Genomic DNA, 10,724 nt, shown 5'->3' with positions numbered 1-10,724 from the left:
TCCGATGTCCAGGACGCGGCCTTGGCTGCCGAGCAGGACGGGGATGATGTCGGCGTCGCAGGCGATTTTGCGGATGGTGTTGGGGTGTAGCGGGCCGGTGAAGGTCGCTGTTCCGGAGCTGAGCGGGTTCGGGCCCGTGCCGGTGTGGCCGGTGTGGTTGGGCTTGTTGTGGTGGGTGAGTTGTTCGAAGAGGTGGCGGTGGTCGATGGTGACGGTGAGTTGGGGTCGGAGTCCGCCGTTGGAGGGTAGTTTCCCGGTGCTCATCGCGAGGGCGCAGGCGCCGACGAGGCCGTTGAGGAGTTTCTGGGCGCGGGTGCGTCGGTCCAGGTCCGGTCCGGTGGGGCCGTGGGCTGCTGCATGCGTGCCCGTTCCTGTGGGGGTGGTTCCGGTGGGGGTTCCGTCGTCCGGGGTGTGACCGGGTTCTGTGGTGTCGCTGGGTTCGGTGGTGTGACTGGGTTCTGGTGTGGTGAGGCGGGGGTTGGTGGCGGTGTTCATGGCGGTGGTGAGGGTTTCGATTTGTTCGTCGGTGGCGAAGATTTCGAGGTGGTGGAGTCCGTGGCGGCGTCGGCGGCGCAGGAACGCGCCTTGGAGTTGGCGGAGGGCTTCTTCTGAGGGTTCCGGGCCGTCTTGGTCGATTCTGTCGGACCAGGCTTTGGCCATTTTGGCGACGAAGTCGGGGTCGGTTTCCTTCGCGGTGGTGGTAAGGGCTTGTTCCATCAGGGTGATGGTGTCGTCGTCGGTGAGGTGGCGGGTTTTGTCCAACGCGGCACTGATGATGGTCGCGGAGCGGGACGGGAGCAGGGCTGAGGAGTGGGCGTCGGCGAGGATCTCGCGGCGGGCGGGGATGTGCTGGCCGGTCATTCCTGTCTGGGGTAGGACGTCGTTGGCGAGGGCGAGCCGGCGGCGGGCTTCGCTGATGCTGATCCTTAGCCGGGCGCGCAGGAATTCGGCGGCGTTCCGGTACCCGTCGTCCAAGGGACTGGCCGGGCTCCCGGCCTTCGCGGCACCGGCACTACCCGCCACCCAGGCGGCTGCGCCCGGTGTGGCTGCACTGTGTGTACCCGTGGCTGCGCCCGGTTGGGCTGCGCTGTATGTACCCATGGCTGCGCCCGGCTGGGCTGCGCCCAACGCCACAGAGTCGACCGGGTTGTCCGCACCCACGGCCGGTTCAGCCCATCCAGTCCGCCACTCCGGCGCTGCAGATGACGACCCTCTCTGCGCGTTCTGCGCCTCGTTCCGGGTCCGTTCGACGGCTTGGGCCGCCACCACCTGCAAGTACTCCAGAACCCGGGCAAACTCCTCGACTTTGCCGGCAAAATCCGCAGCCTCTACGAAACCAAAGAGGGAAGCTTCGGCCGCAGCCACCAAACGCGCTGAGTCCAGAAGCGCCGCGCCGTCGTCAAGAAGCGCCGCCAAGTCACGTCCATCAGCCGTAACAAGTTCCGGACGCTTAGCGTCGAAACCTTGGGTTGGTTGAGCAGCCTCCAAGCGTTGGTCGGTCTCATGCTCAGGCCACAGTTCCAGAATCGAACCGGAACTGTGGGCTAAAGCGGCTGCCATCTCCGGGCCCGCTGACCGGGAGTCCGCGGACTCGGGGCCCGTGGACCTGGTGCCCGCTGACATGGGGCCCGCGGACTCTGCAGGCCGGTCGAACTTTACCGGGCCGTTGGCCAGCCCAACCCCGTGGAAGCGGCTGATGGTGGTGACGGGCGCCGTCGGACCCTTGAACGCAGCCGGATCCTTGTACCCAGCCTTAACCAGGTGCGGCGTACCCAATTTCTGACGTGATAGGACCGCAGCGAGAGCGACGACAGCGGCGGACGGTGCCGCCCATGATGCTCTCAACTGCCCCATATCTTCCATGAAGAAATCATTTCACCGGGCTCCGACATTATGAGCGGACAGTTGGAAGAGGGCTCAAAACTCCCGGGAATTCAGCATCAAGTTGAAGTCAGAGCCGTGAAGGCCATCTGTTCCAGGATGGGGCGGGCAGACTTTACGGCGATCTTCCGGCCGTGGTGGCGTACCGAGTGCGGGGTGGAGTTGATCAGGCCAAACGCCGCGTGTGCCCGGACGCGCAGGGCAGGAATGTCCGCGCCATGGTGGATCCGCGCAAGGACGTCCACCCAGGTTTCAACGTAGCTGCGTTGCAGGGACCTGACTTCGGCTTGGTCGGCGTCGCTGAGGCTTCCGAAATCCCTGTCCTGGACCCGGATCACGTCGGGATTGCTGAGGGCGAAGTCCACCTGGAACTGGATCAGCCCCTTCAGAGCGGACCGGGGATCATCCGATTCCGACACCACCCGTAGTCCGCCCTCCAGCAGATCCCTGCTGACGCTGAGGAGAAGTTCACCCAGGACCGCTTGCTTGCCGGGGAAGTGGCGGTACACGGCCGGCCCACTGACACCCGCGGCGGCGCCGAGGTCTTCGAGGGAGACCCGGCTGAACCCGTTTTCCGCGAAGAGTCCCGCTGCAGCGGTCAGCAGTGCTAAACGGCGCAGCTCCTTGGCGTGGCTTCGTTGCGTGGTTCCAACACGGTCGGTTCCAACACGGTCGGTTCCAACACGGTCGGTTCCAACGCGGCCGGTTCCTGCGCGGTCGTTACCAACGTGCGCTGTACCAGTGCGGTCGCCGTCTGCGCTTGCTTCCGGGCCTACGGCCACGTTGTCCTCCCTGGTGTTCATACCGTCTCAGCCAGCCTGGCGGGCCTTGCTGTGCTGGACATCACAGTTAATAAAGACTAACCTAAATTTCAGTTACGTGGCACTAACCGAAATGGCCTGGGGCCGGGAATGGAACACGGTCAATGGAGACACTTGCCAGCCTGATGGGGTCCAGCAGCGGCACCTTCGAAGCCAACCAAGGAGCACAGCTTGCCTTGGTGGAGGAACTGAAAGAGCGTTTGGCGACGACGGCGCTTGGCGGCCCGGCCAAGTCCCGGGAGCGGCATATCGCCCGGGGCAAACTTCTGCCGCGCGAACGCATTGACTTCCTGCTGGATGATGGCAGCCCCTTCCTCGAGATTGCACCGCTGGCCGCCAACGGCATGTACAACGACGATTCCCCGGGTGCCGGGGTGATCGCAGGCATCGGCCTGGTCCACGGCCGCCACGTCCTGGTGATTTCCAATGACGCCACGGTCAAGGGTGGAACGTACTATCCCATGACGGTCAAGAAGCACCTCCGGGCGCAGGAAATCGCCTTGGAGAACAAGCTTCCCTGCATCTACCTCGTCGATTCCGGCGGAGCCTTCCTCCCCAGGCAGGACGAGGTCTTCCCGGACAAGGAACATTTTGGTCGTATCTTCTACAACCAGGCCAGGATGTCCGCGGCCAAGATCCCGCAGATCGCTTCGGTGATGGGGTCCTGCACCGCCGGTGGTGCGTACGTGCCCGCGATGAGCGATGAGACAGTTATCGTCCGGAACCAGGGAACCATCTTCCTGGGCGGTCCGCCGCTGGTCAAAGCAGCCATTGGCGAGATCGTCACTGCCGAGGAGCTCGGTGGCGGCGATGTGCACTCGCGGATTTCCGGTGTCACGGACCATTTGGCGGAGAACGACCAGCACGCGTTGGAAATCGTCAGGGACATCGTGGCAACGTTGCCGAAGCCGGCACAGCCGGCGTGGGACGTGCTCGACGTCGTCCTGCCGCCCGTCGTCGACCCTTCAGAGATCTACGGTGTGGTTCCCACGGACGTCAACGCACAGTACGACGTCCGCGAAGTCATCGCCCGGCTCGTGGACGGTTCCGAATTCCATGAGTTCAAGAAAAACTATGGCACCACGCTGGTGACCGGGTTCGCGCACCTCCACGGGCATCCCGTGGGCATCGTGGCCAACAACGGCGTCCTTTTCAGCGAGTCGTCCCTGAAGGGCGCCCATTTCGTTGAACTCTGCGACCAGCGCGGCATCCCCTTGATCTTTCTGCAGAATCTTTCCGGCTTCATGGTGGGCAAGGACTATGAGCAAGGCGGCATCGCCAAGAACGGCGCCAAGATGGTCACGGCGGTTGCCACAGCCCGGGTGCCCAAGCTGACCGTCGTCATCGGTGGTTCCTTCGGCGCGGGTAACTATTCCATGTGCGGCCGGGCTTACTCACCACGTTTCCTGTGGATGTGGCCCGCCGCCCGCATCTCCGTCATGGGCGGCAACCAGGCCTCCAGCGTCCTTGCCACGGTCAAGAGGGACCAGTACGAGGCCGCAGGCCAGGAATGGTCCGCGGAAGACGAGGAAGCCTTCAAAGCTCCCATTAAGCAGCAATACGAGGATCAGGGAAGTCCCTACTATTCCACTGCCCGGCTCTGGGACGACGGCATCATCGACCCCGCTGACACCCGGCGAGTCCTGGGAATGGCCCTGGACGTCGTTTCCCGACAACAACTGCCCGAGACCTCCTTCGGCCTCTTCAGGATGTGACCATGACCCTGCCAACACATACCCTGCCCGCTTCCGCGCCGCCGGCCTTCAACGCTGTCCTGGTGGCCAACCGGGGTGAGATTGCGTGCCGTGTCATCCAGACACTGAAGGAGATGGGCATCCGCTCTGTCGCCGTTTACTCAGACGCGGATAAGGATGCCAAACACGTTGCGCTGGCCGATACCGCCGTTGCCATCGGTGGCAGATCGCCCGCGGAGAGTTACCTGATGATCGACGCCATCATCGACGCGTGCCGTCGCAGCGGAGCAGATGCCGTGCACCCGGGATATGGCTTCCTGTCCGAGAATGTGGAGTTCGCCAAGGCGCTTGAGTCGGCTGGAATCACGTTCATCGGGCCAGGTATCGGAGCCATTGAGGTCATGGGAGACAAGATCCGCTCCAAGAACCATGTCATGGCCTACGACGTTCCGTGCGTCCCCGGCATCGCCAAGCCCGGACTCACCGACCAGGAACTGATCGCTGCGGCCCCGGGGGTGGGATTCCCTTTGCTGATCAAGCCGTCAGCCGGTGGTGGCGGCAAGGGCATGCACGTGGTGGAACGGGCCGAGGACATGGCCCCCACGCTGCTGGCAGCACGACGGGTGGCAGCATCTGCATTTGGGGATGACACCCTCTTCCTGGAGCGGCTCATTCGGGCTCCCCGGCATATTGAGGTGCAGGTCCTGGCTGACAACCATGGCAACGTTATCCACTTGGGCGAACGCGAGTGCTCGCTCCAGCGGCGGCACCAGAAGGTCATCGAGGAGGCCCCGTCCGCCCTGTTCGAATCGCTGGCGGACGGAGCCGCGCAGCGGATGAGGATGGGCGAGGCAGCCTGCAACGCAGCGCGTTCGGTCAACTACAGCGGCGCCGGTACCGTCGAGTTCCTGGTGTCCGACGAACACCCGGACGAGTTCTTCTTCATGGAGATGAACACCCGCCTGCAGGTGGAACATCCTGTCACGGAGATGGTGACGGGCATCGACCTCGTGGAATGGCAGGTGCGGATCGCCGCCGGTGAGGTACTCACCGTCCAGCAGCCCGACGTCGTGCTTAAGGGTCATGCCGTAGAAGCCCGGATCTACGCCGAGGTCCCCGAGAGAAACTTCATGCCGTCCATGGGGCGGATCGTGGCCGTGGCCGAACAGGGCGCGGCGGATCCTGCAGTGACAGGGCTGGAACCAACCCACGCCAACGTGCGGATCGACTCCGCTATGCGAAGTGGCCTGGACATTACGGGCGACTACGATCCCATGCTGGCTAAAGTCATCGCGTGGGGCGAAGACCGGGCGGCGGCCCTGGATACTCTCGACGCGGCGCTTGGACGTTACACCTTGCTGGGCGTGGACACGAACGTGGAGTACTTAAGGCTGCTCATCAATGATGCCGATGTCCGGGCCGGGCACCTCGACACCGGCCTGATTGAGCGGAAACTCCCGTCCATGACGTTCAGGCACGCGGGTCATCCGGAACTCATCGCCGCTGCGCTCACGCTGTGGCTGGGGCGCAAGGGCTCGGTGCTCGCCGGCACTGCGTGGAAGACTCCCGACTCCTGGCGCGTTGGCGCCCCCGGAGCATGGACTGCCACTTTCGGTGTTCCGGGCGGCAAGATGGCGACCGTGTCGGTCGCCAACAATGCGTCCGTCACCCAAAATGACCCCTCTGTGACAGTCACGGTGGACGACGCCCCTCCTGTGAAGGTCAGGGTGCTGGAAAGCGGCGGTGACAGCATCGTCCTGGAGCTCGACGGCGGGATGGTCACCTATGCGGTGGCGGCCGGCGGCGCAGGGGAGATGTTCGTTGGCAACGACGGCTGGTCCGCTCGGCTTGAGGTCCTGAACCGGGCTGATCGCCTGAGGCGCGTGCTCGCCGGGATCCAGCGTGACGAGGGAGCCGCGGATCCTGAAGTGCGCTCGCCCATGCCCGGGACCGTGGTTTCGGTGTCCGTGGCCAACGGAGATTCGGTGGAGGAAGGCCAGGTCCTCCTGGCTGTGGAAGCCATGAAGATGGAGCACCAACTGGTGGCCTCGGTATCCGGAACTGTCCACCTCAGCAGCAAGCCCGGGGACCTGGTCAAGGCAGACCAGGTACTCGCCACCATTCACGTAGCCGTAGCCCCTGAAGACACGGCCGGCAAGAGCACAGACAAGGAAGTCCAGCCATGAGCACCTTTGAACTGAATGAGGAATACCAGGACCTCAGCGACTCCGTCCGCGAGTTCGCCGACGAAGTAGTTGCGCCCGTGTCCGCCAAGCACGACGAAGAGCACAGCTTCCCCTACGAAGTAGTCAAACAGATGGGGGAAATGGGTCTGTTCGGCCTGCCGTTCCCTGAGGAATTCGGCGGGATGGGCGGAGACTATTTCGCGCTGGCCCTGGCTCTGGAACAGTTGGGCCGCGTGGACCAGTCCGTGGCCATCACCTTGGAAGCCGGGGTATCGCTGGGTGCCATGCCCGTTCACCGTTTCGGCACCGAGGAGCAGAAGCAGGAGTGGCTGCCGCAACTGGCCTCTGGTCGGTCCTTGGCTGGTTTTGGGTTGACGGAGCGTGAGGCCGGATCTGATGCCGGCGGCACCAAGACCCACGCCCACCTGGAGGACGGCCAGTGGGTCATCAACGGCAACAAAGAGTTCATCACCAACTCCGGTACGGACATCACCACCCTGGTCACCGTCACTGCAGTCACGGGCCTGAAGGAGAACGCCGACGGCAGCACCAAGAAGGAAATCTCCACCATCCTGGTGCCTACGGACACGCCCGGCTTCACGGCAGAAAAGCCATACAACAAGGTGGGGTGGAATGCCTCCGACACCCACCCGCTCACCCTGGATAATGTCCGTGTTCCCGAAGCCAATCTCCTGGGGGAGCGTGGCCGTGGCTACGCTAACTTTCTTTCCATCCTGGACGAAGGACGCATCGCGATCGCTGCGCTGGCCACCGGCGCAGCCCAAGGGTGCGTGGACTTGTCCGTGAAATACGCCAAGGAACGCAGCGCCTTTGGGCAGAACATCGGCAAGTACCAGGCCATCCAGTTCAAGATCGCACGGATGCAAGCCAGGGCACACACGGCCCGCTTGGCGTACTACGACGCCGCCTCCAGGATGCTGGCCGGCAAGCCGTTCAAGACCGAAGCGGCCATCGCTAAGATGGTCGCAGGCGAGGCAGCCATGGACAACGCGCGGGACGCCACCCAGGTGTTCGGCGGCTATGGCTTCATCAACGAATTCACGGTGGCACGGCATTACCGCGACTCAAAGATCCTTGAAATCGGGGAAGGCACCACCGAAGTCCAGTTGATGCTCATCGCCCGCGAGCTGGGTCTGTAACCGTACGGGAAGGATCAAGGATGATTGACAAGGTTGTTGCCAGCGCCGCGGACGCGGTGAAGGACATCCCGGATGGGGCTTCGCTCGCCGTGGGAGGTTTCGGGTTATGCGGAATCCCGGTTTCCTTGATCGACGCTCTCCACAGCCAAGGCACCACGGACCTGGAAACCGTCAGCAACAACTGCGGAGTGGACGACTGGGGCTTGGGCATCCTCCTGAGGGACGGGCGCATCCGGCGAACCATCAGCTCGTATGTGGGCGAGAACAAGGAATTCGCACGCCAGTACCTGGCCGGGGAGCTGGAAGTGGTCCTCACCCCGCAGGGCACCTTGGCCGAGAAGCTCCGCGCCGGTGGCGCCGGCATCCCCGCCTTCTACACCAAGGCCGGTGTAGGAACCCAGGTGTCCGAAGGCGGCCTTCCGCAAAAGTACGACGCCGACGGGAACGTTGCGCTGGCCTCCTCACCCAAGGAGGTACGCACCTTCAACGACGCGGACTATGTGCTGGAAGAGTCCCTGACACCGGACTTCGGTTTGGTCCATGCCTGGAAGGGCGACCGGCACGGCAACCTCGTGTTCCACGCAACAGCGATGAACTTCAACCCGCTTTGTGCCATGGCTGCGAAGACCACCATCGCTGAAGTAGAGGAATTGGTGGAACCCGGGGAGCTGGACCCCGAACACATCCACACACCTGGCATCTTTGTGCAACGGGTAGTGGTGGCAACTTCAAATGAGAAGCGGATAGAAAAGCGAACGGTGGCATTGTCCTCCGCAACCCCGGAGCAGGCAGGAGCCTAGCCATGGAATCGAACAGCCTCCAAGACCTGCCGCCCCGCCCCGAAGCCGTGCGCCACGAGTACCGGCGTGCCGACGTCGAACATCACGAAGCCAAAGGCTGGACCCGCAATGAGCTGGCCGCCCGCGTGGCCAAGGAACTGACCAACGGGCAGTACGTGAACCTGGGCATTGGTATGCCGACACTGATCCCCAACTACATTCCTGACGGTGTGGAGGTCATTCTCCATTCCGAGAACGGCATCCTGGGAGTGGGGCCGTACCCGGCGGAGGACCAGGTGGATCCTGACCTCATCAACGCCGGCAAGGAAACGGTGACCACCAACGCGGGAGCTGCTTTCTTCGATTCGGCATCCTCCTTCGGCATGATCCGTGGCGGGCACGTCGATGTGGCGGTTCTGGGCGCGATGGAGGTGGCGGCCAACGGCGATCTGGCCAACTGGATGATTCCCGGCAAGATGGTCAAGGGCATGGGTGGTGCCATGGACCTGGTGTTCGGTGCCAAGAAGGTCATCGTGATGATGGAACATGTGGACCGCAACGGCCGGCCGAAAATCGTCCAGGACTGCACACTGCCGCTCACGGGGAAGGGGTGCGTGGACCGGATCATCACAGACCTCGCGGTGATTGACGTGGTCAAGGACGAAGGGGATCCGCGTCTGGTACTCCGCGAGCTTGCCCCCAACGTCACGCTGGACGACGTCCTGGCCGCTACAGGGGCCGAACTGTTCGAAGAAGACCAGGAGCTCACCGTATGACGCGTGTTGTGGAGCAGCGCGGGCTGTATTTTGATGAACTGGAAGAAGGAGTGATCTACGCGCACAAGCCCGGCCGTACGGTCACCGAGACGGACAACGTCCTGTTCACCACCATGACCATGAACACGCAGGCGCTGCATCTGGACGCGGCATGGAGTTCTTCACAGCCGTTCGGGCAGCGGCTGATGAATTCCATGTTCACGTTATCCACCATGGTGGGGCAGTCGGTGACCCAGCTGACGCAAGGGACCATCATCGCGCAGCTGGGGCTGACGGATGTCACCTTTCCACACCCGCTGTATCACGGGGATACCCTGTACACGGAAACGGTGATCACCCGGAAACGGTTGTCCTCATCCCGCCCCGGACAGGGCGTGGTGACCATGCAGCACACCGGTCGGAACCAGGACGGCGTTGTGGTGGCTTTGGCCACCCGAACCTGCCTCATGTGGACCGAGCAAGCGCACGCCGCGCAGCCTTAGTCACTCTTCCCACGTTCATGTCAGCACTTCTCCAGCAAGGAATCCGCATGCCTTCTCCCGCTCCGTCCTCCGCAAGTGCAGTTCAGCCGTTCACCATGGGTCCGGCGCTCCTGTTCTGCCCAGCCGACCGGCCGGAGCGTTTCGGAAAGGCAGCTGATCGATCCGACGCCGTCATCCTGGATCTCGAGGACGCAGTGGCTCCTACGGACAAGCCGGGGGCCCGCGAAGCGATCCTCGCGCAGCTCGGCGCGGGAGAGCTTGATCCGGCCTCCACCATCGTCCGGGTCAATCCCGTGGGGACGCCGGAGTTTGAGCTTGATCTTCAGACGTTGGCGAAGACGCCATACCGCACCGTCATGCTGGCCAAGGCTGAGAGCGCGGAGCAGCCCAGGTCCTTGGAGGGCTACCAGGTCATTGCCCTTTGCGAAACGGCGGCAGGCATCGTCAACGCTGCCGCGATCGCCGCCGAACCGAACGTGGTGGGACTCATGTGGGGTGCAGAGGACCTGCTGGCTTCTCTGGGTGGACTCTCCAGCCGAAACGACGACGGCGGGTACCGGGCTGTCGCGCTCCACTCACGGTCTGCTGTACTGCTTGCCGCCAAGGCCGCGGGCAAAGAAGCCATCGACTCCGTGTATGTGAACATCCCGGACCTTGAGGGCCTGATGGCCGAGTCCGCAGACGCCGTGGCCAGCGGCTTCGGCGCGAAGGCCTGCATTCACCCCAACCAGGTCGCCGTGGTTGGGGAAGCCTACGCCCCGAGTCCCGAAGCCGTCGCCCAAGCCACCGAACTCCTCGAAGCAGCGGCTGCGGCCGGCACGGGGGTGTTCCAGTTCAAAGGCAGGATGATCGACGGTCCCATCCTCAAGCACGCCCAAGCGACCCTGCGTCGCGCAGGCCTCGAGCGGGATGCCAGCTAAAGCCAATGTTCTCCCCAAAACATCC

Annotated in this window: 9 protein-coding genes; 7 read left to right on the top strand and 2 right to left on the bottom strand. The window is 63.5% G+C overall.

Going from position 1 to position 10,724, the window contains the following annotated elements; all coding sequences use genetic code 11:
- Both BLW08_RS20970 and BLW08_RS20965 read right to left on the bottom strand, forming a co-directional pair.
- Positions 1-1,560, bottom strand: a 1,560-nt coding sequence (locus BLW08_RS20970) for a DUF222 domain-containing protein (RefSeq protein WP_254779999.1), incomplete at its 3' end; no start/stop codon positions are given.
- 380 nt (positions 1,561-1,940) lie between these two features.
- Complete coding sequence (locus tag BLW08_RS20965; RefSeq protein ID WP_254779996.1) at positions 1,941-2,684, bottom strand: SACE_7040 family transcriptional regulator; 744 nt, start codon at positions 2,682-2,684, stop codon at positions 1,941-1,943.
- Positions 2,685-2,806: 122 nt separating this feature from the next.
- Between BLW08_RS20965 and BLW08_RS20960 the strand changes: the two genes are divergently transcribed.
- The 7 genes from BLW08_RS20960 to BLW08_RS20930 are packed head-to-tail and all read left to right on the top strand — an operon-like array spanning position 2,807 to position 10,699.
- Positions 2,807-4,417 (top strand): carboxyl transferase domain-containing protein, encoded by a 1,611-nt coding sequence (locus BLW08_RS20960; RefSeq protein ID WP_091327831.1) that lies wholly within the window; start codon positions 2,807-2,809, stop codon positions 4,415-4,417.
- 2 nt (positions 4,418-4,419) lie between these two features.
- Positions 4,420-6,582, top strand: a complete 2,163-nt coding sequence (locus tag BLW08_RS20955; RefSeq protein WP_091327829.1) for an ATP-binding protein — start codon at positions 4,420-4,422, stop codon at positions 6,580-6,582.
- Positions 6,579-7,742, top strand: coding sequence for an acyl-CoA dehydrogenase family protein (locus BLW08_RS20950; protein WP_090822380.1), 1,164 nt, complete (start codon positions 6,579-6,581; stop codon positions 7,740-7,742). Before BLW08_RS20955 ends, BLW08_RS20950 begins: the two co-directional genes overlap by 4 nt.
- 20 nt (positions 7,743-7,762) lie before the next feature.
- A complete protein-coding gene (locus BLW08_RS20945; RefSeq protein ID WP_090822382.1) occupies positions 7,763-8,542 on the top strand; it encodes a CoA transferase subunit A in 780 nt (259 codons plus the stop codon).
- A 2-nt stretch (positions 8,543-8,544) separates the two neighbouring features.
- Positions 8,545-9,297, top strand: a complete 753-nt coding sequence (locus tag BLW08_RS20940; protein WP_090822384.1) for a CoA transferase subunit B — start codon at positions 8,545-8,547, stop codon at positions 9,295-9,297.
- A complete protein-coding gene (locus BLW08_RS20935) occupies positions 9,294-9,779 on the top strand; it encodes a MaoC family dehydratase (RefSeq protein WP_091327822.1) in 486 nt (161 codons plus the stop codon). Before BLW08_RS20940 ends, BLW08_RS20935 begins: the two co-directional genes overlap by 4 nt.
- Before the next feature lie 47 nt (positions 9,780-9,826).
- Entirely contained in the window at positions 9,827-10,699 is an 873-nt protein-coding gene (locus BLW08_RS20930) for an HpcH/HpaI aldolase/citrate lyase family protein (RefSeq protein ID WP_091327819.1), read from the top strand.
- The last annotated feature ends 25 nt before the right edge of the window (positions 10,700-10,724 follow it).

Origin of the sequence: Arthrobacter sp. cf158 (genome assembly GCF_900106835.1) — a bacterium.
Lineage (GTDB): Bacteria > Actinomycetota > Actinomycetes > Actinomycetales > Micrococcaceae > Arthrobacter.
The sequence above is the reverse complement of the archived record's forward strand: the minus strand, read 5'-3'. Positions and strand labels throughout refer to the sequence as shown.

What these genes read in the sequence shown, in the direction of transcription:
- BLW08_RS20965 (WP_254779996.1), bottom strand. Translation starts at nt 2,684, where the DNA reads ATGAACACCAGGGAGGACAACGTGGCCGTAGGCCCGGAAGCAAGCGCA.
- BLW08_RS20960 (WP_091327831.1), top strand. Translation starts at nt 2,807, where the DNA reads ATGGAGACACTTGCCAGCCTGATGGGGTCCAGCAGCGGCACCTTCGAA.
- BLW08_RS20955 (WP_091327829.1), top strand. Translation starts at nt 4,420, where the DNA reads ATGACCCTGCCAACACATACCCTGCCCGCTTCCGCGCCGCCGGCCTTC.
- BLW08_RS20950 (WP_090822380.1), top strand. Translation starts at nt 6,579, where the DNA reads ATGAGCACCTTTGAACTGAATGAGGAATACCAGGACCTCAGCGACTCC.
- BLW08_RS20945 (WP_090822382.1), top strand. Translation starts at nt 7,763, where the DNA reads ATGATTGACAAGGTTGTTGCCAGCGCCGCGGACGCGGTGAAGGACATC.
- BLW08_RS20940 (WP_090822384.1), top strand. Translation starts at nt 8,545, where the DNA reads ATGGAATCGAACAGCCTCCAAGACCTGCCGCCCCGCCCCGAAGCCGTG.
- BLW08_RS20935 (WP_091327822.1), top strand. Translation starts at nt 9,294, where the DNA reads ATGACGCGTGTTGTGGAGCAGCGCGGGCTGTATTTTGATGAACTGGAA.
- BLW08_RS20930 (WP_091327819.1), top strand. Translation starts at nt 9,827, where the DNA reads ATGCCTTCTCCCGCTCCGTCCTCCGCAAGTGCAGTTCAGCCGTTCACC.